The 23,163-nt window shown below is 64.8% G+C and carries 21 protein-coding genes and 2 riboswitches; of the genes, 8 read left to right on the forward strand and 13 right to left on the reverse strand.

The features are described 5' to 3' along the window. The first annotated feature begins 1 nt into the window (after position 1). Entirely contained in the window at positions 2–757 is a 756-nt protein-coding gene (locus tag C5L10_RS16205; protein ID WP_105430517.1) for a cobalt-precorrin-6A reductase, read from the forward strand. Here the strand turns inward: C5L10_RS16205 and C5L10_RS16210 are convergent. Genes C5L10_RS16210 through C5L10_RS16240 form a run of 7 tightly spaced genes read right to left on the reverse strand, consistent with a single transcriptional unit; the run spans position 733 to position 8,926 of the window. Further along, positions 733–1,500 carry a precorrin-3B C(17)-methyltransferase gene (locus tag C5L10_RS16210; protein ID WP_105430518.1) on the reverse strand — a complete coding sequence of 256 codons (768 nt, stop codon included), beginning with the start codon at positions 1,498–1,500 and terminating at the stop codon, positions 733–735. The genes C5L10_RS16205 and C5L10_RS16210 overlap by 25 nt on opposite strands. Next, positions 1,497–2,237 carry a precorrin-2 C(20)-methyltransferase gene (locus C5L10_RS16215; protein WP_105430519.1) on the reverse strand — a complete coding sequence of 247 codons (741 nt, stop codon included), beginning with the start codon at positions 2,235–2,237 and terminating at the stop codon, positions 1,497–1,499. Before C5L10_RS16215 ends, C5L10_RS16210 begins: the two co-directional genes overlap by 4 nt. Next, positions 2,234–2,863 (reverse strand): precorrin-8X methylmutase, encoded by a 630-nt coding sequence (locus C5L10_RS16220; RefSeq protein ID WP_105430520.1) that lies wholly within the window; start codon positions 2,861–2,863, stop codon positions 2,234–2,236. The genes C5L10_RS16215 and C5L10_RS16220 overlap by 4 nt, the downstream gene beginning before the upstream one ends. Continuing rightward, the gene (cobG, locus tag C5L10_RS16225; protein WP_105430521.1) at positions 2,860–4,173 is read right to left on the reverse strand and encodes a precorrin-3B synthase; all 1,314 of its coding nucleotides are present in this window, start codon (positions 4,171–4,173) and stop codon (positions 2,860–2,862) included. The genes C5L10_RS16220 and cobG overlap by 4 nt, the downstream gene beginning before the upstream one ends. Continuing rightward, a complete protein-coding gene (cobN, locus tag C5L10_RS16230) occupies positions 4,170–7,463 on the reverse strand; it encodes a cobaltochelatase subunit CobN (protein ID WP_105430522.1) in 3,294 nt (1,097 codons plus the stop codon). Before cobN ends, cobG begins: the two co-directional genes overlap by 4 nt. 18 nt (positions 7,464–7,481) lie before the next feature. Further along, entirely contained in the window at positions 7,482–8,519 is a 1,038-nt protein-coding gene (cobW, locus tag C5L10_RS16235; protein WP_105430523.1) for a cobalamin biosynthesis protein CobW, read from the reverse strand. After that, positions 8,516–8,926 (reverse strand): DUF1636 domain-containing protein, encoded by a 411-nt coding sequence (locus C5L10_RS16240; protein ID WP_038547130.1) that lies wholly within the window; start codon positions 8,924–8,926, stop codon positions 8,516–8,518. The genes cobW and C5L10_RS16240 overlap by 4 nt, the downstream gene beginning before the upstream one ends. 107 nt (positions 8,927–9,033) lie before the next feature. Continuing rightward, a riboswitch (cobalamin riboswitch) is annotated at positions 9,034–9,273 on the reverse strand. A gap of 59 nt (positions 9,274–9,332) precedes the next feature. Further along, positions 9,333–9,562, forward strand: a riboswitch (cobalamin riboswitch). A 36-nt stretch (positions 9,563–9,598) separates the two neighbouring features. Between C5L10_RS16240 and C5L10_RS16245 the strand changes: the two genes are divergently transcribed. From C5L10_RS16245 to C5L10_RS16260, 4 genes are read left to right on the forward strand one after another with little or no spacing between them, the layout of a single operon-like run. Further along, entirely contained in the window at positions 9,599–9,775 is a 177-nt protein-coding gene (locus C5L10_RS16245; RefSeq protein ID WP_037087553.1) for a CbtB-domain containing protein, read from the forward strand. A gap of 13 nt (positions 9,776–9,788) precedes the next feature. Further along, entirely contained in the window at positions 9,789–10,550 is a 762-nt protein-coding gene (locus C5L10_RS16250; protein ID WP_105430524.1) for a CbtA family protein, read from the forward strand. Beyond that, complete coding sequence (gene cobO / locus C5L10_RS16255; protein ID WP_037087557.1) at positions 10,547–11,161, forward strand: cob(I)yrinic acid a,c-diamide adenosyltransferase; 615 nt, start codon at positions 10,547–10,549, stop codon at positions 11,159–11,161. The genes C5L10_RS16250 and cobO overlap by 4 nt, the downstream gene beginning before the upstream one ends. A 2-nt stretch (positions 11,162–11,163) precedes the next feature. Next, positions 11,164–12,633: a cobyric acid synthase gene (locus C5L10_RS16260; protein ID WP_105430525.1), complete on the forward strand. Its 1,470-nt coding sequence runs from the start codon at positions 11,164–11,166 to the stop codon at positions 12,631–12,633. On the opposite strand, the gene cbiB is transcribed toward C5L10_RS16260, so the two are convergent. Continuing rightward, a complete protein-coding gene (cbiB, locus tag C5L10_RS16265) occupies positions 12,617–13,582 on the reverse strand; it encodes an adenosylcobinamide-phosphate synthase CbiB (RefSeq protein ID WP_105430526.1) in 966 nt (321 codons plus the stop codon). The two genes, C5L10_RS16260 and cbiB, sit on opposite strands and share 17 nt — an antisense overlap. On the opposite strand from cbiB, the gene cobD reads away from it, so the two are divergent. Continuing rightward, on the forward strand, positions 13,581–14,621 hold the full coding sequence (gene cobD / locus C5L10_RS16270; protein WP_105430527.1) for a threonine-phosphate decarboxylase CobD: 1,041 nt from the start codon (positions 13,581–13,583) through the stop codon (positions 14,619–14,621). The genes cbiB and cobD overlap by 2 nt on opposite strands. On the opposite strand, the gene C5L10_RS16275 is transcribed toward cobD, so the two are convergent. From C5L10_RS16275 to C5L10_RS16285, 3 genes are read right to left on the reverse strand one after another with little or no spacing between them, the layout of a single operon-like run. Beyond that, complete coding sequence (locus C5L10_RS16275; RefSeq protein WP_105430528.1) at positions 14,602–15,600, reverse strand: P1 family peptidase; 999 nt, start codon at positions 15,598–15,600, stop codon at positions 14,602–14,604. The genes cobD and C5L10_RS16275 overlap by 20 nt on opposite strands. Before the next feature lie 3 nt (positions 15,601–15,603). Next, positions 15,604–17,145 (reverse strand): aldehyde dehydrogenase family protein, encoded by a 1,542-nt coding sequence (locus C5L10_RS16280; protein WP_105430529.1) that lies wholly within the window; start codon positions 17,143–17,145, stop codon positions 15,604–15,606. Positions 17,146–17,201: 56 nt separating this feature from the next. Beyond that, positions 17,202–18,485: an FAD-binding oxidoreductase gene (locus C5L10_RS16285; protein WP_105430530.1), complete on the reverse strand. Its 1,284-nt coding sequence runs from the start codon at positions 18,483–18,485 to the stop codon at positions 17,202–17,204. A 98-nt stretch (positions 18,486–18,583) separates the two neighbouring features. Here C5L10_RS16285 and C5L10_RS16290 point away from each other — a divergent pair, with 98 nt between their 5' ends. Together C5L10_RS16290 and C5L10_RS16295 are read left to right on the forward strand one after the other, a co-directional pair. Next, the gene (locus tag C5L10_RS16290; protein ID WP_105430531.1) at positions 18,584–19,522 is read left to right on the forward strand and encodes a LysR family transcriptional regulator; all 939 of its coding nucleotides are present in this window, start codon (positions 18,584–18,586) and stop codon (positions 19,520–19,522) included. 53 nt (positions 19,523–19,575) lie between these two features. Then, positions 19,576–19,812, forward strand: coding sequence for an Lrp/AsnC ligand binding domain-containing protein (locus C5L10_RS16295; RefSeq protein ID WP_007765628.1), 237 nt, complete (start codon positions 19,576–19,578; stop codon positions 19,810–19,812). A gap of 54 nt (positions 19,813–19,866) precedes the next feature. On the opposite strand, the gene C5L10_RS16300 is transcribed toward C5L10_RS16295, so the two are convergent. Further along, entirely contained in the window at positions 19,867–20,064 is a 198-nt protein-coding gene (locus C5L10_RS16300; RefSeq protein ID WP_007765631.1) for a hypothetical protein, read from the reverse strand. Between the two features lie 432 nt (positions 20,065–20,496). Continuing rightward, positions 20,497–23,142 carry an aminotransferase class III-fold pyridoxal phosphate-dependent enzyme gene (locus tag C5L10_RS16305; protein ID WP_105430532.1) on the reverse strand — a complete coding sequence of 882 codons (2,646 nt, stop codon included), beginning with the start codon at positions 23,140–23,142 and terminating at the stop codon, positions 20,497–20,499. Positions 23,143–23,163 lie beyond the last annotated feature (21 nt).

The raw sequence follows: 23,163 nt of genomic DNA on the forward strand, positions 1-23,163 counted from the left end.
CTTGCAACACTCCATCCTCATTCTCGGCGGCACGGCAGAAGCTCGCGTGCTGGCCGGAAAGCTCGCTGGTGATCCACGGTTTACCGTCGAGCTGTCGCTTGCCGGGCGCACGCGCGCGCCGGCCGCGCAGCCCGTGCCGGTGCGTGTCGGCGGTTTTGGCGGTGCCGAAGGGCTTGCCGCCTATCTCCGGCAAAAAGGCATCTCGATCCTGATCGAGGCGACGCATCCTTACGCGGCGCAGATTTCCCGCAATGCAGCCGAAGCCGCCGAGATTTCCGGCGTTCCGCTTGTGGCCCTGCGACGGCCGGCCTGGGTGAGGCAGCCCGGTGACCGCTGGATCGAAGTCGACGGTGTCGCCGATGCGGTCGATGCCCTGGGAGAGGTCCCGCGAAAAGCATTCCTGACGCTCGGCCGGCAGGAGCTTCTGCCCTTCGAGGCCGCGCCTCAGCACCACTACCTGGTCCGCAGCGTCGATCCGGTCGAGCCGCCGCTTTCCGTCCCGAATGCCGTCTATCTGACCGCGCGCGGCCCCTTCGAACAGGCGGACGAGGCCCAGCTTCTCCAAGACCACGGCATCGAGGCGATCGTCGCCAAGAACAGCGGCGGGCCGGCGAGCTACGGCAAGATCGCCGCTGCGCGCGAACTCGGCATCGACGTCGTGCTGATCCGCCGTCCGGATCTGCCGGATGTACCGTCCGTCGAAACTGTCGATGAAATGCTCGCCTGGCTCGATCATGCGCCGGCGCCTTTGAAATAACGCGGCGAATAGACGATGGGCCGCAGGTTCTCGCGCTCGATCAGCCGGGTCTCGGCCGTGCCGACGATCACGCAGGTCGCCATGTCGGCCATATCGCTTGCCGCCTCGGCGAGCGGCACGATGCGGATAGCTTCATCCGGCCGGCCGGCTGCTCTGCCGAAGATCACCGGCACGGTGCCGGGCAGATGGGCGCGCAGGATATCGAAGGCTTCGCCGAGCTGATGCGGGCGCGCCTTGCTGATCGGGTTGTAGAAAGCCATCACGAACCCGGCCGTCGCCGCTGCGACCAGGCGTTTCTCGATCACATCCCAGGGCTTCAGATTGTTCGAAAGCGAGATGGCGCAGAAATCATGACCGAGCGGCGCACCGGCCTTGGCCGCGACGGCCAGCATGGCGGTGATGCCCGGAACGACCGAAAAATCGATCTCGCGCCATAAGGCCGGACCTTCGTCGATCGCCTCGCAGACTGCGGCGGCCATGGCGAACACGCCGGGGTCGCCGCCCGAGACGATGCAGACCTTGCCTCCGCCCGCTGCCATTTCGAGCGCGGCGCGGGCGCGCGCCAGTTCCTCCCGGTTATCGGATGCGTGACGGCGCTGGTCGGGGCGGAGGTTCAAACGGTCGATATACGGAAAATAGCCGAAAAAATCCTCCGCAGACGTCACAGCGGCCGCCGCCTCCGGCGTCATCTGGTCGGGATTGCCGGGGCCAAGGCCGACGACGGTCAGCGAACCGGTTGTCATGGCCGTGTCTTCCAGCCGGGCACGAGGACGATCGAGAAATAGGGGGCGGGGCTCTCGTCGCGCTCTTCCAGGCGTTGCGCTGCGCCGTTGGCCATCGTGCCGCGCTCGACATAGAGCGCTCCAGACAGCTTGCCGACGGAGGCCAGCGCCCGGCGGATTTTTGGCAGGTTGCGGCCAACCTTCATGATCACTGCGCCGTCGGTGTTTTCAAGCCGCTCCGCAAGCTTCTCTTCGGACAGGGTTCCGGGCAGCACGCTTAGAATATCGTCGCCCTGGACGAGCGGCATGCCGGTCATCGACCAGCAGCCGGACATGGCGGTGACGCCGGCTATCACTTCCGCGTGGTAGCGGCCGGCCAGCCGCACATGCAGGTGCATGTAGGATCCGTAGAACAGCGGGTCCCCTTCGCTCAGCACGGCGACGTGTCTGCCCGCATCGAGATGCGCGGCGATGTCGTCCGCGGAGCGGTCGAAGAAATCGGCGATCGGGCCGCGATAATCGGCCTCGCCCTTGTGGGTCTCGACGGTGACCGGATAGACGAGCGGCAATTCGAGCGTACCCGGCCGGATATGTGCCTCCACGATGGCGCGGCCGTTGCCGCTCGAGCCTTTCTTGCAGAAGAAGGCGATCACATCCGCTTCCTGGATGGCGCGCACCGCCTTCAGCGTCAGCAGTTCGGGGTCGCCGGGTCCGGTGCCGACGCCGATAAGCCTGCCCTTGATGAGCGCGGCGTTCACAGTCCGGCCCTCGCCAGTGCGTTGATGCAGGCAGCCGTCATCGCCGAGCCGCCCATGCGGCCGCGCACGATCGCATAGGGAATACCGAGCGTCGCTTCCATCAGCGCCTCCTTGGATTCCGCCGCGCCGACGAAACCGACCGGCATGCCGATGATGGCAGCCGGGCGCGGCGCGCCGGCGTCGAGCATTTCGAGCAGGCGGAAGAGCGCGGTCGGCGCATTGCCGATCGCAACGACTGCGCCTTCCATCTCGTCCCACAGGTCGAGTGCTGCCGCCGAGCGGGTATTGCCAAGCGTTTTGGCGAGCTCGATCGTGCGGCTGTCGCGCAGCGTGCAGATCACCTGGTTGTGGGCCGGCAGGCGGGCGCGGGTAATGCCGTGCGCCACCATCTCGGCGTCGCAGTAGATCGGCTTGCCGGCATGCAGCGCGCCGCGTGCCTGGGCGATGAAATCCTTGGAAAACCGGAAATACTGAGCCGCCTCGACCAGCCCGCAGGCATGGATCATGCGCACCGCGATCTCGGCCTGTTCCGACGAAAAAGGCGAGAGATCCGCTTCCTCGCGGATGATCGCGAAGGACTTTTCGTAGATCGCGTCGCCTTCGCGAATGTAATCGTAACTGTTCATGGTCTTCCTGACGTAACGGCCGCAGCAAGCCGGCGCGGTCCCAGACGGGCGAGGCAGGCGGCGGAATTTTCGCCGGCGCGCCTTTCGTCTCGGACAAGATCGGCGATGCGGCGAAGGGAGTTGTTGGTATCGGCAAAAGCGACCGAGGCAAAGGGCTCGTCAGCCGCTTTTCCTCCGGCGATGAGCGAAAGGCCGTCAGCCGTCCCGCAGAGTGCAAGCGCTGACGGCTGCGGATGGGCGCAGCCCTTCGGGCAGCCGGTCACGTGCAGCTTGAACGAGCCGTCCAGCAGATCGCGGCACTCTTCCGCCGCTTTGGCGCCGAGTTCATGGGTGGCGACGGTTGCGGAATTGCAGGCGGGGCCTCCGGGACAAGCGGCAATCGCCGAACGCGGATCGCTCGGCGAGGTGACGAAGCCATTGCTGCCGGCAAAAGCGGTGAGCGCTTCGCAGGCAGTTTGAGGGCCAAAGAACAGGAGCGAATGGTCGAGGGCCGGTTTCAGGGACTGTATTCCCAGTCGCTCGGATTCGTCGCAAAGAGCGATCAGGTCCTCGGCGTTTGCCTGACCGAAGGCCGGGCCGATGCCTGCCGCGAAAAGATCTTTGGAGAGGCGGAAGGTGCCGAAAGGCGAGGCTGGCCGGCTGGGCACATCGTTCGTGGGCAAGCCGGCGGCGAGATCGCGTCCCCTCGCCTTCTGTCCCTTTTCGCCGAGCTTTCGAAGCAGCGCCAGCGTCGCGGAGACGGCATCTGTTTCACGCAAAACATTGAAAACACGGCCGGTTGTCTCGGTCCCGCCCAAAAGCAGGGTCCAGTGGATGCCTTCATCGCCGGAAACGGCGGTGAGCCGGATATCGGCCAGGAGATCGGAAAGCCTGAGCCGTCCGCTACCGTCAACCACCACCGACATCTTTGGAGCAAGGCCGAGGATGTCGCGCGCACCTTGCCGGATCGCCTCGGCTATGGCGCGCGGATCGGCGATCTCGGTATCGTCCATCCCCGCCAGCGGCGGAGTTTCGACAGCAAGTCCCTCGCGAAGCGGCAGGTTCAGCGCGCGCACATCGGCATCGAGGAGGGGAGCCGAGGCCTCGCTCAGTCCCCGGACCTGCAGGTTGCCGCGGGCGGAAATATCGAGAATGCCGTTGCCATGGCGCCGCGCCAGCCGGCAGAGCTCCGCCAGTTGTCCCGGCGTGATGACATCGATCAACGCGACGCGGGCAAGGAGCCCGTCGCCGGTCTGCATCGGGGCGGAGAGGGCGGGGCAGGCGCCGCGGCGCATATCCAGCGTGCTTCGGTCGAGGGAGAGCGCCGTCATGCGACCTTCTCCCGGGTGAGCATTTCGAGCTCGGCATCCACCGCGTTGCGGCGGGGATGCCAGAGGCCACGGCGAAGGGCCGAGCGGAAACGCTTGGCCATGAAGCGGGCGCCTTCGGGATTCTGGCTCAGCAGGAAGTCGCGGACCTTTTCATCGCCAAGATAGGCGTCGTAGGTCGCTTCGATCAGCGATTGCGGAATGGCATGGGTGGTTTCGGCAAAACCGATCAGGCGGTCGACCGTCTCCACCAGTTCCGCTGCGCCGCGCGGACCGTGGCGCATCTGACCGGTGATGAAGCGTGGATTGACAGCGCGGGCGCGCACCACGCGGGTTACCGCTTCGGAAATCGAACGGGCGCGGGGTTTTTGCGGATCGGTCGTGTCGAGTGCGATCACATCCGCCTTACCGCCGAGTGCCGCGACAGCCGCCGCAAAGCCGCCGATGAAGGCGACATCGGCCGAGCCGTCCAGCAGGTCGCGGCCCGGATCGTCGCCCGTATGGACCAGCAGATCGGCTGTGCCGATGCGGTTCGCGAACTTGCCGGGCACGTGGCTGGCATCGCCCTCTGCGCCGCCGAAGGAATGGCTTGTCGCATCGAGATAGAGGCGGCCCAGTTCCTCGCGTTCCGCCCAGGTTCCGCCTGCGAGCTTTTCCTCGATGCCGGAGCCGTAGGTGCCCGGTGCCGAACCGAAGATGCGGGACGGTACGTGCCCGAGCGTTTGTGTCTCTTCGGCGAGAGGATTGTCGCCCGGCGCTTCCTCGCGGCTGGCAATGGCGCGCATCGCGGCGTCGAGCAGGGCGATCAGGGCGGGAAACATGTCGCGGAACAGGCCGGAGATCCTGAGCGTCACGTCGATGCGCGGGCGGCCGAGCGCTGCCGGCGGCAGGACTTCGATACCGGTGACACGGCCTGTCGCCATATCCTGCACGGGTCTCGCCCCCATCAGCGCCAGAACCTGGGCGACTTCCTCGCCGCCACTGCGCAGGGACGCGCTGCCCCAGAGGTCGAAGACGAGGCTTTTCGGCCAGTCGCCGTGATCCTGGAGATAACGCCGCAGGATTTCGTCGGCCGCACGCTTGCCGAGTTCGAAGGCGGTCGGCGTCGGCAGCGTGCGCGGATCGCTGGCGAACAGGTTGCGGCCGGTCGGCATCACGTCGCGGCGGCCGCGGGCCGGGGCACCGGATGGGCCTGGGCGGATGTGCTTGCCGTCGAGAGCGTCGAGAAGTGCCTGTCGTTCGGTCTCGGCGCTTTGGACGCGCAGCGTATCGTCATCGCCGGGCGCCACCTGCCCGAAAACGTGCTGGCCGTCCTTGATCGAAAAATCCTTGAGATCGCAGAGAAATGCGTCGATGCGGGTCAGCGCCGCATCCGGATCGTCACTGTTCGAAACGCCGGCCTCGCCGGCCAGTCCGGTGTCGCGGGCGGTTTCGACGATCAGCTTGGCCAGCCGGTCGCGGCGGCGGCGATCGAGGCCGTCGGCCTGCGCATATTCGTCGACCAGCAGTTCCAGCTTCTTCTGTTCGTCGGAAAGACCGGCGCCGGCCAGGACCGGCGGCAGATGGCCGATGGTGACAGCAGCGATCCGCCGTTTGGCGACCGCCGCCTCGCCCGGATTGGAGACGATGAAGGGATAGATGACCGGCAGGCCGCGGGTAACGATCTCCGGAAAACAATCCTTCGACAGCGCCACGGTCTTGCCTGGCAGCCATTCGAGTGTCCCATGCGCGCCGACATGGACGATCGCATGCGCGCCGAGCGTTTCGCGCATCCATTGGCCGAAGGCGATCAGCGCGTGGCGCGGGGGGAGGTCCGGGCTGTGATAGTCGGCGCGGCGATCGGCATTGCGGCCGCGATCGGGCGCGAGCGCGACGGTGATATTGCCGAAGCTCGCGGCGCGGAAACGGAAAGCGCCGTCCCTGAGGTCTTCATCGGCTTCGGGCTCGCCCCACGCCGCCTCTGCAACGGGTAGGGGATCGTAGGCGGAGCGTGCGTGGCCGGCGGATTTGGCACTTAGGCGGTCCAGGAGATCACGCGGAGTCTCGGGGATGTCTGAAACACCGTAGCCGGCTACCGATAGTTCGTGCAGTATCCCGATCACGCTCTGCGGCACGTCCAGACCCACGGCATAACCGGTACGGCCCGGTGCGCTCGGGTAGTCCGGCATAAGGATGACGATCTTGCGCTCGGGCCGTGGCGTGGTTTTCAGCCGGAGGAAGGCGGCGATACGCTCGACGACCTGTTCGATCCGGTCCGGTTCCGGCTGGTTGACGAGGTTGGCGGAGCTTTCGCCTGCCTTGAAGGAGATCGCGCCGGCCAGGATGCGTCCGTCGAGCTCCGGCAGGACGACGTGCATGGCGAGGTCGGCAGGGTTGAGGCCGCGCCGGTTCTCGGCCCAGCCATCGCGGTGGGTCGTGGCGACAACGATCTGGAAGACCGGCACGCCGGTGCGGTCGAAAATCGTTTCGCCTTTGCCATCCGTACCGCTGGCAAAGGCGGTGGCGGAAAGGATGGCCGCGGATTTCAGGTCCGAGACCGCCTGTTCGACGAAGGCCAGTGCATCTGGCTCCTTCAGACCCCCGACGAAGATCGGCACAGGTGCAAAACCGCGCTTTTTCAGCGCTTCGAACAGCGCGTCGATCGGCGCCGCGTCATTCGCAAGCAGCATGGAGCGATAGAACAGGATCGGCAAGCGCGGCGCGTCCGGCGCAAAACGGGCCAGCAGGTCGTTGGCCTCGACGATGCCTGTTCCGGGTGCGTAATAGCCGGCCTTCGGCACCGGGGCTGCCTGCGGCAGCGTTTCCGTTTTGCCCTCGGCCAGCGTCGTCAGCAACCTCGCGAGAAGCCGCATGTTGGCCGGCCCGCCTTCGCGGAAGCAGCTCAGGATGCCGGCGATCCGGTCTTCCGAAACGGTCGAGGCCGTGATCAGTCGTTCGTCGCGGATGCTGCATTCGCCGGGCAGCAGCGCCAGCGCGATCTTTTTCCGCTTCGCCATGCGCGAAAGTTCCTCGACGCCATAAGCCCAGCGATCGTAACCGCCGAGAATGCGCACCAGGATGATCTTGGCATGGGCCGCTGTCTTCTCGATCCAGAGATCGACGGACATCGGATGGCGGAGATCGGAGAGGCTGGTCAGCCGCAGGCTCGGCAGATTCGAACCCCAGACGGCGGAAAGGCCGTTCAGGTCGCTGCCGGAAAAGGACAGCACCACCACATCGGCCGGCGACTGATTGAGGTCGACCGGTTCGATGAGGTCGTCAAGCGACGACGATGTGGTGGCGAGTATGTGCATCCTTCCCTCGGGGCCTTCTTACGCGGCCAGCATCCTTTCGATCGCGGCGCGGTCGATGCCTTTTTCGCCGATCACGACAAGGCGGCTTGTCCGCGCTTCGCCGGGTGCCCAGGCGCGGTCGAAATAATGGTTCACGCGCGATCCTACCGCCTGAACCTGCAGGCGCATCGGCTTGTTCGCGACTTCCACGAAGCCTTTTATACGCAGCACGTTTCCGGCCTCCGCCGTGGCGGAGATGCGGGCGGCGAGCTGTTCGGCATCCGTGACTGTGGCCAGATCGACGACGAAGCTGTCGAAATCGTCGTGATCGTGGTCGAGTTCGTCGTCATGGTGCGTCTTGCGGTTCTCGATATCGTCCTCGACGGCAAGGCCGAGGCCGATCAGCACGGCCGGATCGATGGCGCCGTTGGCGGCCGAGACGATCTTCACGGCACGCGGCAGATGCGCGGACACGCGATCCCTGGCGGTCGCGAGGCCGGCGGCATCCAGGAGGTCGCTCTTGGTGAGCACGATCATGTCGGCGCAAGCCACCTGGTCCTCGAACACTTCCTCGACCGGATCGTCATGGTCGATCGAACCGTCCGCGTCGCGCTGCGCTTCCAGCGCCTCGTGATCGTCGGCGACGCGGCCTTCGGCGAGTGCCAGTCCGTCGACCACGGCAATCACCGCGTCGACGGTCACTCGGGCTTTAACGTCAGGCCACTGGAAGGCCTGGACGAGGGGCTTCGGCAGCGCGAGGCCGGAGGTCTCGATGAGAATGTGATCGACGCGAGGTTCGATCGCCAGGATCCGGTCGATCGCCGGCACGAAATCGTCCGCCACGGTGCAGCAGATGCAGCCGTTGGCAAGCTCGATGATGTTGTCTTCCGGGCAGCTTTCGATGCCGCAGCCCTTCAGGACGTCTCCGTCGATGCCCACATCGCCGAATTCGTTGACGATGATCGCCAGCCGCTTGCCCTTCAAGTTTTCGATCAGGTTGCGGATCAGCGTGGTCTTGCCGGCGCCTAAGAACCCGGTAACGACGGTGCAGGGAACGCGGTCGAACGAAACGCTCATGATGGCATGTCCTCGTGGTGATGAAAGGGTGGAATACGGGCCGTCATGCCCTTGCCGCGCAGGCAGGTCGGGCGGCCGCGAAGGGGAAGGAAGCCGCGTTCGTCCTCGGCCAGCATCATCGCGCCGGTGACGATATCCTCGACATTGTCGAGCGACAGGTGGCCGAAGACATAGGACCAGCCGCTCTTGTGATTAAACGCGGCACTCGGGCTTTTTTCGCAATTGGCAAGGCAGGTGACCGGCTTTACCGCGAGCGGCTTGCCGCTTGCTGCCTCGCGCAGCGCCGCGATCAGTGCGATGCCCGGCCGGATTTCGCCGTCGGACGCATCACGGCAATTGGTGCAGACGAAAATCGTCACATCTGCCGGGCCGGCGGTTGCCGGATCATCTGGTCGGTGGTCACTCATCGGTCAGCCGCGTTCCCGCCGGGGTCGAAAAAATCGGGGCGCGGAGCAGAAGGTCGAAATCCCTCTGCGGTGATCGAGAAACTTCCTCCGGAGCACCCCGCCCGGTGAAGCAAAATTAATCGGACGGCAGGTCTCCTGGCTCGCGGGTCATCGCCATTTGCCCGCCTTCCCAGGATACCGTTGGCCGGATTTCCCAGTGGCTTGACGGCCAAATGGCCGTTTTAGGCAATGGCTCGCCGCCTACAGTTGCGGGGGCAGCCGCGGCATTGATCCTGAAAAGGGATCGCACCGCATTCTCTCTTAGCCCTCCCCGTTGCCGGAAAGGGACCATCTCTCTTCAACTAAGCCCGGTCGCAGGCCCATGTCAATGCGTCGCAAAGGCGATTGCCGTCACGCCGAATTCGTCTATAGTGACCGAGCCTATGGTGCCCGAAAGGGTTTTAGAGGGAATGCGGTGCGACGGATTTCTGCCGTCCAACCCGCGGCTGCCCCCGCAACTGTAAGCGGAAAGTCTTCGACCAAAACGGCCGTCCGGCCGTCAAGCCACTGGGAAATCCGGCCAACGGTATCCTGGGAAGGCGGGAGAAGGCGTCCGATCCGCGAGCCAGGAGACCTGCCAGAGGCGGCAAAGAACGTGAACGGCCCTCGGGTGGAGGGCGAAAGGACGAGACCATGGTTACGAATTCTGCTGCAGCTGCAGTCAGCCTCTCCGCTTCGAAAATCATTCCCCTCAGCATGACGGCCTTGCTCGGCCTGTTCATCGTCGGCTTTGTCGGCTTCTCGCATCTGGAAGTCGTCCATAACGCCGCGCATGACACGCGCCACTCGCTCGCCTTCCCCTGCCACTGAGGAGTTCTCCCCAATGTCGTTGTTTCGCAACATCGTCTTCACGGCGGTGATCGCCGGGCTTTTGTCCGGACTGCTGCTGACCGTGATGCAGAGCTTCTCCACCGTGCCGCTGATCCTGCAGGCGGAAGTGTTCGAGAATGCCGCGCCCGAGGCGGGCCACAGCCATGATGCTGCACCGGCCGCAGGTGCCACGGCATCCGCCGCCGAGCATCACCACGGTGAGGAAGCCTGGGCTCCCGCCGATGGCTTCGAGCGTTTCATCTATACTGCTGCCGCCGACATGCTGTCGGCTATCGGTTTTGCACTTGTCCTCGTTGCCGCCTCGGAAGCGTTCAGCGGCTTCAAGGGCTGGCGCGGCGGCCTGATGTTCGGCATTGCCGGCTTCCTCGCCGTCATTCTCGCGCCCGGCCTCGGCCTGCCGCCGGAACTGCCCGGCATGCCGGCTGCGGAACTCGGCCCGCGCCAGATCTGGTGGGTCTCGACGGCGGTCTGCACGGCAGTGGGTCTCGGCCTGCTCGCCTATACCCGCTCGGCCGTGTTCGCAGCGCTTGCGATCGTGCTGCTGATCGCCCCGCATCTGGTCGGCGCGCCGCTGCCGCCAAGCCATGAAACGGCGGTCCCGATGGATCTCCATGCCCGCTTCGTCAACGCCGTCTATGCCACCAACCTGGTGTTCTGGGCGGTGCTCGGCGCGCTTGCCGGGGTCGTCCGCGAAAAGTTCCGCGCTGGCGAGGAAGCTTCTGCCGGATCTCCGGCGAAGCTTGTTTCCCGGTGAAGGAGATCGACGAGGCGTCCGTCGAGCGCCACCGCGCCAAGATGGCGAACCGCAAGGCGGTTCAGGATGCGGAAGTGGCCGAGAAGACCCAGGAAAAGGGTCTTCTCATCGTCCATACTGGGCCCGGCAAGGGCAAATCCACAGCCGCTTTCGGCCTGGCGCTGCGCATGCTCGGCAACAACCGCCGGGTCGGCGTCGTGCAGTTCATCAAGGGCGCCTGGTCGACCGGGGAGCAGCCGGCCCTTGCCGTCTTCGGCGACCGCGTCGTCTGGCATACGATGGGCGAAGGTTTCACCTGGGAGACCCAGGACCTGAAGCGCGACGTCGCCGCGGCGGAAAAGGCCTGGGAAAAGGCACTCGAGCTGATGGCGGACGAGACGATCGGGCTCGTCATCCTCGACGAACTCAACATCGCGCTTCGTTATGACTATCTCGATCTGGACAAGATCGTCGCCGCGCTACAGGCACGGCGGCCGGATCTGCATGTGGTCGTCACCGGCCGCAACGCCAAGCCGGCGCTGATCGAGGCCGCCGACATGGTGACCGAGATGTCGCTGGTCAAGCATCACTTCAAGGCGGGCGTGAAGGCCCAGGCCGGCATCGAGTTTTAGCCATGGTTGGGTCCAAGCCAGCTCGGGCGCTGATGTTTCAGGGAACGGGCTCGGATGTGGGCAAGTCGCTGGTCGTGGCCGGGCTTGCCCGCGCCTTCGTGGCTCGCGGCCTGAAGATCATGCCGTTCAAGCCGCAGAACATGTCGAACAATGCCGCGGTCACCGCGGATGGCGGCGAAATCGGCCGGGCGCAGGCGTTGCAGGCGCGCGCCGCCGGCGCGCCGCTCAGCGTCCACATGAACCCCGTGCTCCTGAAGCCGCAGAGCGAGGTCGGGGCGCAGGTGGTGGTGCAAGGCAGGGTCGAAGGCAATGCCAAGGCCGCCGAGTATCAGATGCTCAAGCGGACACTGATGCCGCGGGTCCTGGAAAGCTTCGATATCCTTCGCGACCAGGCCGATCTCGTCCTGGTCGAAGGCGCCGGCAGCGCCTCAGAAATCAATCTTCGCCACAACGACATCGCCAATATGGGGTTTGCCCGGGCCGCTGACGTGCCGGTGGTGCTGATCGGCGATATCGACCGCGGCGGGGTGATTGCCAGCCTTGCCGGCACCAGGCTGGTGCTCGATCCCGACGATGCGGCGATGATCCGGGGTTTTATCGTCAATCGTTTTCGCGGCGACCCAGACTTGTTCGCCGACGGCATGCGAATGATCGGGGAACTCACCGGCTGGCATTCGGTCGGGCTGTTGCCGCATTTTGCCGACGCGGCCCGGCTGCCGGCCGAAGATGCGCTTGGCCTCAATGCACCGTCAGTGCGAAAGGCCGGTGCGAAGATCAGGATCGCGGTGCCGATCCTGCCGCATATCTCCAATTTCGACGATCTCGACCCGCTGGAAGCGGAGCCGGATGTCGATCTCATCCGGGTTCGGCCGGGACAGGCCATTCCCGGCGATTGCGATCTCGTGCTGCTGGTTGGTTCGAAGGCGACGATATCCGATATGCGGGCGCTGAAGGCGGCCGGTTTCGACGTCGATATCGCCGCCCATGTCCGTCGCGGCGGTCGGGTGCTTGGCCTGTGCGGCGGGTACCAGATGCTTGGAAAAACCATTTCCGATCCGGACGGAACCGAAGGGCCGCCCGGCTCGATCGACGGGCTGGGCTTGCTGGATGTGGAGACCGTTCTTTCCGGCGATAAACGGCTGGAGGCCGTCTCAGGCGAAAGCTTCGACGGAATTTCCCTGTCCGGCTATGAAATGCATATCGGGCGGACGTCGGGCGTGGATTGCCAATGCCCGTTCTCAATCGTCGGCGGCAACCCGGAAGGCGCGATATCGGCGGATGGCCGCGTCTGGGGCACCTATCTTCACGGTCTGTTTTCCGACGATCGGCAGCGGTCGGCCTGGCTGACGAGGCTCGGAGGCTCTACCTCCGGCCTCGATTACGAGGCAGGCGTGGACGCGGTGCTCGACCGGCTGGCCGGCCATATGGAAAAGCATCTCGATCTCGATGGGCTGCTCAAACTTGCCAGATGATCCATGCCAAGAGGCCGAAAAGGCCGATCAGCAGTGCGTCGGCGACGCGGGCGAGTTTCAGCGCGCGGCGAATGTCGTCGTAGGTGAGCTCGGAACGCCCGCCCTCGCCCATGAAGCGCGCCTCGATCATCTGTCCGCCATAGCTGCGCGGCCCGGCGAGCGCGATGCCGAGCGCGCCGGCCATCGCCGCTTCCGGCCAGCCGGCATTCGGCGACCGGTGATGGCGGGCATCCCGCCTGATGGCGCGGATCGCGTTGCCCGGCGAGGCGCGATCGATGAAACCTGCCGCGACCACGAAAAGAAGGGCGCTCAGGCGCGAGGCGGGCAGGTTGATGAGATCGTCGAACCGCGCGGCCGCCCAGCCGAAGGCCTCGTAACGCGGCAGCTTGTGGCCGATCATGCTGTCGGCGGTATTGGCCGCCTTGTAGCCGACGCCCCCCGCAAGACCGCCGATCCCCATCCAGAAAGCCGGCGCGACAACGCCGTCCGAAAAATTCTCCGCCAGGCTCTCGATCGCGGCCCGGCAGACGCCGGCTTCGTCGAGCTTTTCCGGATCGCGCCCAACGATTTTCGAGACCGCTTTCCGCCCGGCATCCAGGCCTCCGTATCGCAGCGCCGTCGCGACGGCCTCGACATGGGTTTCAAGGCTCTTCTGCGCCGGCAGGCTAGCAGCGATCACGACCAGCAGGATCGGCCCGAGGGGGATCATTCTCAGGTCGTATTCGATCACCAGGCCGAGCAGGATGGTGATCCCGAGAAATGCCAGAAGCGCGAACACGCCCTTCCGCTTGCGCGTGGAAAAGTCGTCGCTTTCACGGTTCAGATCGCGGTCGAGCCGGGATATCAGTGCGCCGATCCAGGTGACCGGATGGCCGATGCGCCGGAACAGCCAGTCCGGATAACCCACGATGCGCTCTGTGATCAGGGCGAAAAATGCGAGAAGGAACATGAAGTTGGCAGGCCCTGAGATTGGCGACGAAGTTGGCGGTCCGATACAGCACGGCGGCAATCTTTCCCGTGCCCGGGCACTGTTTCCACATGCGCCGGAACCCTGGGTCGATCTTTCCACCGGTATCAGCCCGCATTCCTATCCGTATTCGCCCCTGCCCGACAATGCTTTCACGCGACTGCCTGACGTCGCATCGGCGGAAAGGCTGAAGGCCCTTGCCGCTGCTGCCTACGGCGCGCCGTCGGCGGCACGTGTCGCGGCCGGGCCGGGGACGCAGATCCTGCTGCCGATGGTCGCGGATCTGGTCGCCCGGAAAGGCCGTGCCGCGGTTCTTTCGCCCACCTATGCGGAGCATGCCCGCGCGGCGCGGCTTTCCGGTTTGGAAGTCACCGAAACCGACGGTCTGGATCGGTTGGCGGAAGCGGACCTCGCCGTCATCGTCAACCCCAACAACCCGACAGGCCGGATCGTCCCGCGTGCCGACCTTTTGGCGCTAGCGGCAGTCATGCGTGCGAAAGGTGGGCTGTTGGTCGTGGACGAAGCCTTCATGGATGTCTCGGAAGCATCGAGCGTCGCGGATGCGGTTGATGCCGGCGGGCTGGTGGTGCTGCGCTCCTTCGGCAAGTTCTACGGCATGGCGGGCCTGCGGCTCGGCTTCGTGATCTCACATCCGGAAACCGTGGCGAGAATCGAGAACCGGCTGGGTCCCTGGGCGGTGTCCGGTCCGGCATTGCACGTGGCGAACGAGGCGCTCGCCGATGTGAGATGGCAGGGCGTGATGCGGCTGAGGTTGAATGAGGATGCGGCGCGGCTGGATGCCCTGCTCGGGGCCGCGGGAATACCTGTTGCGGGCGGGACGTCGCTGTTCCGCTTCATCCGGGATCTGCGCGCGCAGGCGGCTTTCCGGCACCTTGGAGAGCGGGGCATTCTGGTGCGTCGGTTCGAGGAACGGCCCGAGGATCTGAGGATCGGCCTTCCATGTGAGCGCGAATGGCCACGGCTCGAAGAAGCCTTGAAAACTATTGAGCCGGCGAAATGAATTTGTCGCGCCAAGCGATCTGGGCGTTGGCATTGGGCAAAGCCGTTGCCTCGTAGACGCCGCGGGCCACGGCACGGGCGGTCACCAGCGTTGCCAGATGGCAGATTTCCATGAAATCCGATGGCTCGCTCAGTGGTTTCGCACCGGTCGCCGCCGAAAAGATCGTGTCGCCATCGAAGGGCAGGTGCGCCGGCAGGATCGCGCGGGCCAGGCCGTCATGGGCGAGGATGGAAAGCCGGTGCGCCTGTGCCTTGGTCAGCACGGCATCGGTGACGATGACGCCAATCGTCGTCGAGGTCACATTGCGGCCCTTGAGGCGCATGCGATTGTCGAAGGTCGGAGGCAGTCCAAGCCCGCCGAACTCCTTGTCCTCCTCAAAGGGAGCGGCCCAGAAATGCGGGCCTTCGCCTATCGTTGCCGAGCCAAGGGCATTGGCGGCAACCAGGGCCGCGACCGTATGGCCTGTCGAAGTCCGGGCGCTTGCCGAGCCGATGCCGCCCTTTAACGTCGCCGTCGTGGCGCCCGTTCCGGCTCCAATGGTTCCGAGCCCGAATTCACCCTTAGTGGCGACCCTGAAGGCCTCGTAACCCATGTCGCGATAGGGCGAATGCAGGCCCCAGTCCTTGTTGCCGCCGTTGAGGAGATCCATCAGGATCGACTGCGGTACGATTGGCACGCGGACGCTGCCGACCTGGAAACCGCGGCCGATTTCCCGCAAGCCCGACTGCACGCCGCCGGCCGCATCGAGACCGAAGGCCGAGCCGCCCGACAGCACGAAGGCATCGACCGTCTGCACGGTCATCGATGGATCGAGGAGAGCCGTGTCCCGCCCGCCCGGGGCGCCGCCGAGCACCGAGCCGGAGGCGATCGCCGGTTCGTCGAAGATGATCGCCGTGACGCCCGACCCCAGGGCAAGATCGGTGGCATGGCCGACGGCCACGCCCTCGATATCGGTCAGCAGGTTCAGCGTTTCGGCCATCGGTTATTCGATGTCGAACTTGACGCCCTGCGCGAGCGGCAGGGTGGGGCCGTAGTTCAGGGTGTTGGTGGCGCGGCGCATATAGACGCGCCATGCGTCGGAGCCGGATTCGCGGCCGCCGCCGGTTTCCTTCTCGCCGCCGAACGCGCCGCCGATCTCGGCGCCCGAAGGGCCGATATTGACGTTGGCGATGCCGCAATCCGAGCCGCGGGCGGAGACGAATGTTTCGGCCTCGCGCATATCGTTGGTGAAGATCGAGGAGGAAAGGCCCTGCGGCACATCATTGTGCAGGGCGAGCGCTTCGTCGAAGCTCGAATATTTCATCACGTAGAGGATCGGGGCGAAGGTCTCGTCCTTGACCGGACCGGACTGGGCCGGCATTTCGACGATCGCCGGGCGGACGTAATAGGCGTCGGCCGCCTCGTCCTGGTGGACACGTTCGCCGCCGGTCACCTTGCCGCCTTCGGCCTTTGCGGCTTCCAGCGCCTTTTGCATCTTGTCGTAAGCCGTCTTGTCGATCAGCGGGCCGACGAGATTGCCGTTTTCGAGCGGGCTGCCGATCGTCACCGACTGGTAGGCCTTGGCGAGGCGTGACACCAGCGTCTCATAAACGCTGTCATGCACGAAGAGGCGGCGCAGCGAGGTGCAGCGCTGGCCGGCCGTGCCCATGGCGGAAAAGGCGACACCGCGCAGCGTCAGGTCGAGATCGGCGGTCGGGGCGACGATCGCGGCGTTGTTGCCGCCGAGTTCCAGCAGCGAGCGGGCGAAGCGCGACGCAAGGCGCGGGCCGACGGCCCGGCCCATGGCCGTGGAGCCGGTCGCGGAAACCAGCGGGATCTTGTCGTGGTCGACCAGCACTTCACCGATATCGCGGCCGCCGATCAGGACGGTCGACAGATTCTTGGGGGCCTTTCCGCCGTCGGCGATGAAGCGGGCGAGCGCCTTTTCGAAGATCGCCTGGGTGGCGAGCGCGGTTAGCGGCGTCTTTTCCGACGGCTTCCAGACGGTGGAATTGCCGCAGACGATGGCGAGCGCCGCGTTCCAGGACCAGACAGCGACCGGGAAATTGAAGGCGGAGATGATGCCGATGGCGCCGAGCGGATGCCAGGTTTCCATCATCCGGTGTTCGGAGCGTTCGGTGGCGATGGTCAGGCCGTAGAGCTGGCGGGACAGACCGACCGCGAAATCGCAGATGTCGATCATTTCCTGCACTTCACCGAGACCTTCGGAGGTTACCTTGCCGACTTCGATCGAGACCAGCCGGCCGAGTGCGGTCTTGGCTGCACGCAATTCTTCGCCGAGCAGACGGATCAGTTCGCCGCGCTTCGGGGCCGGCACCAGCCGCCATTCGAGGAAAGCTGCGTGGGCGGCGTCGATCGCCTTTGCGGCGCCTGCTGCGGTTTCTTCCGGCAGTTTACCGATCTCTTTGCCTGTGATGGGCGAACGGACGGCGAGCGTGCCGCCGGTATAACTTTCGGCCTTTACGCCGAGACCGCCCAGAATGTTTTTCACCTCAGCGGCGAGATCGAGTGTGGCGAGCGTCATGTCAGTCTCCGGATGTGTAATTTTCGTCAATCTACAAATCGGTGGCGGTTTCGCAATCAGAACCGCTCGCCGACGAAATGGGCGACCTGTGCGCCCGCCTCGTAATAGGCTTCCTTGATGGCGCGGAAGGCCGGTTCCTGCGGGTTAGAAAGCGGCAGCGGCAGGTCGGCCTCGGAGGTCTCCCCGAGGATATGTCTTGCAAGCAGCTTGCCGAACGTCGTACCGGGCGCGATGCCCCGGCCGTTATAGCCCGAAAAACCGATCGTGTTGCGGCCGAATTTGTGGAGGCGCGGCAAAGCGTTGTCGGTCATGCCGATCTTGCCGTACCACTCGGCCTCGAATTCCACCTCGCCGAGCTGCGGGAAGATGCGCTTCAGCGAGCGCCGAGCCCAGCTCTTGTGGATCGCCGTACCTGTTCCGCGCAAGGCACCGACCGAGCCGAAGACCAGCCGGCCTGCCTGATCCATGCGGAAGGAAGAGAGGATTTCCTTTGTGTCCCAGCAACCCTCGCGCCCGGCAAGGATGGAGCGGCGCAGGTTGTCGCTGAGCGGCGTGGTGGCGAGGTTGAAATAGGGCAGGTGCACCTGCTCGCGCCGCACCTCTTCCCAGGGGCCTGTGCTGTAGGCATCGGTTGCGACGATCACCCAGTCGGTGGTGACCTGGCCGAAAGCGGTCTTGACGAACTTTCGGCCGTCGATCTCACCGGTGCCGGTGACCGCGCTGCCGGTATAAAGCTTGGCGCCGGCCTTCACCGCCGCATGGGCAAGACCACGCGCATAGGCGAGCGGCTGCAGCGTGCCGGCGCGCAGGTCGAGCAGCGATCCGGAATAGGCGGTGGAACCGACACGCCTTTCCGTCTCGGCGGCGTCGAGCAAAGTCACGGGGGCGCGGCGCGCCTGCCATTGCCGAGCGCGTTCCTCCAGTTCCTTCAGCCCTTCCGGGCCAACGGCGCAATGCAGCGTGCCGTTCTTTTCGAGCTCGCAGGCGATGCCGTGTTTGTCGATCAGCTCGCGGACGAGGGCGGGGCCGTTGCCGAGCAGGTCGAGCAGGCGTTCACCGTAGATCGGGCCGAGTTCCTTCGGAAAATCGTCGGGCATCACCCACATGCCGGCATTGATGAGGCCGACATTGCGGCCGGCGCCGCCGAAACCGATCTCGGCCGCCTCGAGCAGCACGACATTGGTCCCCGCTTGCGCAAGATGCAGCGCGGCCGAGAGACCGGTATATCCGCCGCCGACAATCACCACATCGGCAGATATCGCCTCCTCCAGCCGAGTGGTGGGCGGCGGGGCGAGGGCGGTCTTTTCCCAGAGGCCGTGAGAGCGGGGATCGTTCAGCATGATGATTGTCCGGGAGCGTTGATCGCCAACTCTTTACAGGGAGCAGTTATCGATGAATATCGACATGTTCTCAACAGATCATTCGCTGGAGGAATGACATGCTGCCACCCCGGCGCTTTCTCCCGTCATTCTCGCTGCTTTCCGCCTTCGAGGCGGCTGCCCGCACCGGCAGCGTCACCGCTGCGGCAAACGAACTCGGCCTGACCCAGAGCGCCGTCAGCCGCCAGATTTCGGCGCTGGAAAGACAGCTCGGTGTGGCCTTGTTCTTGCGCGAGCGGCAAACGATCCGGTTGACGCTCGCCGGCGACGGGTATGCCCGCGAGGTGCGGGAGGCGCTCAGGCGCATTTCGCATGCCTCGCTCAATCTCAGGGCCAATCCCTCCGGCGGCACGCTGAACCTGGCGGTCCTGCCGTTTTTCGGCACGCGATGGCTCACCCCGCGCATAGGCCGCTTCCTGGAGGCCTATCCGGGCATGGTGGTAAATCTCATCACGCGGCTCGAGCCTTTCGATTTCCGATTCGATACGCTGGATGCCGCGATCCATTTCGGCTCTGCCCGCTGGCCGGGCGCCACGCTCACCTTTCTCATGGATGAGGAAGTCTTGCCGGCCTGCAGTCCGGCCTTCAAGATCAAGCATAAGCTTCAAACGCCGGCCGACGTGCTTCGGGCGCCGCTTCTGCATCTCAATACGCGGCCGGATGCCTGGGAAATGTGGTTTTCCAGGAACCGGATCGTCTTCGACGGGCTGCACGGCATGCTGTTCGACCAGTTCATGACCATGGTGGAGGCGGCGACCGCCGGCCTCGGTGCGGCTCTGCTGCCGCGATTCCTGATCGGCCGGGAGCTGGAACAGGGCCTGCTGGTGCCCGCCGTGGAGGCCGAGAGGATGGAGACCGGGCAATACCATCTTGCCTATCCGCCCGACCGGGCGACCTACCCGCCGCTTGCCGCCTTCCGGGACTGGATCACCGAGGAAATTCATCGCGACGAGAATCGCCAGGATATGCTTGCGAACGGCGACGGCATCGGCCAATAGTCGGACATGTCCATCATGATCGCTCAGGCGATCCGACCGACGGGAAGACGTCCATGAAACCTATTTTCGTCCAGCTCCGCTGCAAGCCCGGCAAGACCTACGAGGTTGCCGACGCCATCTACAAGACCGAGCTCGCGTCCGAACTTTATTCGACCAGCGGCGACTGGGACCTGCTGTTGAAGGTCTACATCAAGGACAACGATGAGATCGGCCGCTTCGTGAACGAGAAGATCGCGTCGATCCCGGGCATCGAGCGTTCGCTGACGACGATGACCTTCACTGCGTTCTGAGCGCAATAAAAAAGCCGCCACAAGGGCGGCTTTTGGAATTGAATTTAAAAAATATCAGACATGCGCCGCCGAGGCGCTGTTGCGCGAGCGAACCAGCTCGCGGATGGCAAGACGCACTTCGTCGGCAGAGCCGAAACGCTGCTCGTCCAGATCGATGACATGGAATTTCACGGCGATGAACTTCAGCCGGTCCGCGTCAGGAATGACAATACCGACGGGCTCGCCGCCGAATTCGATTACTTGCTTCTGCATGGCAGACTCCCGCTTTGGCTGCTTGCGACGCAGCTCTGGCGAATGAAAATTTTCAGGAACGATTGAACTGAAGCGTTACATTCGACAGCACGGAAGGGAGCGGCGATCCGTGCCATTCATTTTGAACGCGGCCTCACCAAAGGCGGCGACGCGGACGAATTTAAACATGTCACTCTCCCTTCATGGTGTTGCGCGAAAATCAGCCAGACTCAGCAGGCCGAACGGAAATCATCTGTAGGCGAATCCCACAAAATGATCAACGAAAATCAGTCTACCTAGAATTTTTTTCCGACTGATGACAGGAAGAAGGCCGAATTGTGAAATTTCATTCGCGATTCTTGGCCACCGCCCGTCAGCCCAGAGATAGGTGGCTTTTCCACCCAAGCAAGGATCGACGGTGGAAAATTTCCGGCAACGACCGGATCGGCGACCTCAAATTTCCGAGAGCAGGGTCTCGATCCGATCCACCAGCCCGTCCGCGCTTTGGCGGCTGAAGCACAGCGGCGGACGCAGGACGAGGCGTCTGGGAGTGCCGATATCGGCGACAATGCCGGGTCGCAGCCGTTCGCCGAGGTCCGCCGCTTCGTCGACGAGATTGATGACGAGCAGCAGTCCGCTCCCCGATACGGCGGAGATCGCGGGAAAACGTTCGGCCAGGCTTTCGAGCCGTGTCTTCAGATGGCTGCCGATCTCGCGCGTGTTTTCGCGCATTTGTTCCTCCCGGATAACGTCGAGCGCCGCGATGGCGGAGGCCGCCCTGACGGGGCAGATCGCCGGCGGGTGGTGGTCCGAGGGGAAGTTTGCGGCGATCTCGGGCCGTGTCATCAGAAACGACGGAGCGCCGCCGTCCGGCCCGTCCACAAACACGATGTCCGGCGCGAGCCCCCGGTGCGAAAAGCCCCAGGTGTGGTGTCCGAGGCGGCCATAACCGGTTCCGGTCTCGTCGACGATCAGCAGGCCGGCCTTCTGCCGAAGTTCCGTCAAGGGCTCGTCCAGGTTCGCGGCCTCGCCATAACCTTGGGCCAGCACAGCCGCGACATCATCGAGATCATGGATCATGTCGGTTGCCGTTCCAACGGATGGAACAGCGAAGAAGTCCGGATCCCGACGGTCCGTCCGCAGCCCCGGAAGGCCGATGATGCCACGCTTGTTGGTATGGCTGCGGGCAAGCCTGAAGGCGAGATCCAGCGCCTCCGCGCGGCCAGAGACAAAAAAGACGTGGCTCAGCCCTTCGGGCGCAAGCTCGGTCAGTTGGGCGCGCAGAGCCTCTTCCGATTCCGATGGATGGCCTGCGGCGCGGTTGAGGAGGATGGTCTGGCGGTAGGTCGCGGCAGCAAGGCGCGGATGCCCGTAGCCGATCAGCGGCGCCTGGCCGGTAAGATCGAGGGTGCTGCGGCCCGTCGCATCGAAGAGGTATTCCCTCCAGCCGCGGACGGGCTGGTCGGGATATTTCGGAACCGGGGCATTCGCGTCGATACCGAGCAGCGCCGACGGCGAAGGGCATAATCTCGCCCATGTGCCCACCTCGCTCGGCTTGCAGAAGAGCGGCGGCACGAGATCCGCATCGAGGCAGAACCTGAGGCGCAGGCCGCCGACGGAATTTTCGGTCCCCGCGATGACACCAAGCGGGTCGCCCGCAGCGAGCTCGGTCTCTTCGGCGAGCGTGCATTCGAGGCCTTCGACATGCAGGGTCAGGTCGCGGCCGACAAGGACGAGGCGAGGTCCGGCGGCTTTCAGCGTACCCGCAAAGGGCGCCACCGCCGGCATCCGGGCGGGTATGCAGGCATCGATATGAAGCGCGAAACTTTCCGGTTCCTGCTGCGGATCGGTGCTGCTTTTCGAAAGCCGGTATTCGCCGTAGCGGGTGCTGGCGCGGCCGGTCTCCCGGGCGATGTGGGCAAGCAGCTTCCAGTCGTTGTCGGCATCCGTCCAGTTTCCGCCGTAGAGCAGCGGGCTGGTGACGCTCAAATCGACCAGCCGGAAAGTTTCCGGGTCGATATCGGGCAGGAGGCGGCCGATCTCCGGCAGCTGTTTTTCCATGCCGGTTGCATCAAGGATGGCCGCAAGCACCTGTGCCGGCGCAACGGAAGTTGCGGCGTTCAGTACGGCGCGGCGTTTCTCCGCGTCTTCCCTGGCTTGCGGGTCGTCGGGTAACCCGGTCTGACGGCTTTCGGCTTCGGCGGCGAGAATGCCGGTGCGGGCTACGACCAGCGGCCACAACGCCTCGAGTTCGTTCAAGGTGAACGGGTAGATGTCGTGATAGGCGCGGATCGCCGGCAGCAGCGCGAAAGGATCGCCGTCGCGGTCGGCGAGCAGATAGGCGCAGGTATTGGCGAAACCGGCGACCAGCCAGCCGTTGGAAATGCCGGTAAAGTCCGTCACGCCGGTCGGCAGCCACGCGCCGTCCGTATCCTCGCCGACGACGGTTTCGCCGTTGATGTTCTGATGCGCCGCCGCGATCCTCAGGCTCGGGCCGAGCGGCTGGATGCGCCGCAGCGCCGTCACCATTGCCTTGGCGATCACGTCGCGGATTTCCTGGTCGGCGACGGCGGAGAGAAGCGTGACCGTCTGCGGGCCGGCCTTGCGCAGGTCCCCCTCCGGTTCGCGCTGCAGGACCGGATGTTCGAAATCCAGCAGGCTTTTTGCAAGTGCTGCGGAGATCGCCCCGAAGGCTGCCACGGCCTGGTCCGGCAGCTTCTCGCCACTTGGCGGGGCCGTACCGTCGAGAAAGGTGAGGAGCCGGATGCGCCGGTCTTCGCCGCCGAGCGGCAGGACGAGCGTGTCGCCGCCCTCTTTGGTCACTACCGGCTCGGGAACCCGCGGCCCGTCCGGGCTGCGCAGGATATGGCGCATCAGGGCGTGTTCAGCCTCGATCTCCTCGAGAGGTCCTTCGGCGGGCGCCACCTTGAGCAGGTAGCGCATGTGGCCGTTGTCGATCAGGAAATAGGGGTTTTGCCGACCCTCGATCGGGAAGATCTGCCCGGAAAGCCCGTAATGGTCGCGTAGAACGTCCTCGATCGCTTCGATCGGAAGGTCATTTGCAGGAGGCTCGATGAGTTCTGGCAGTACGTCGGACATGAACCTCTCCGGAAGGGCGCT

It is taken from the genome of Neorhizobium sp. T6_25 (assembly GCF_002968555.1).
In the GTDB taxonomy this organism is placed as follows: Bacteria; Pseudomonadota; Alphaproteobacteria; order Rhizobiales; family Rhizobiaceae; genus Neorhizobium.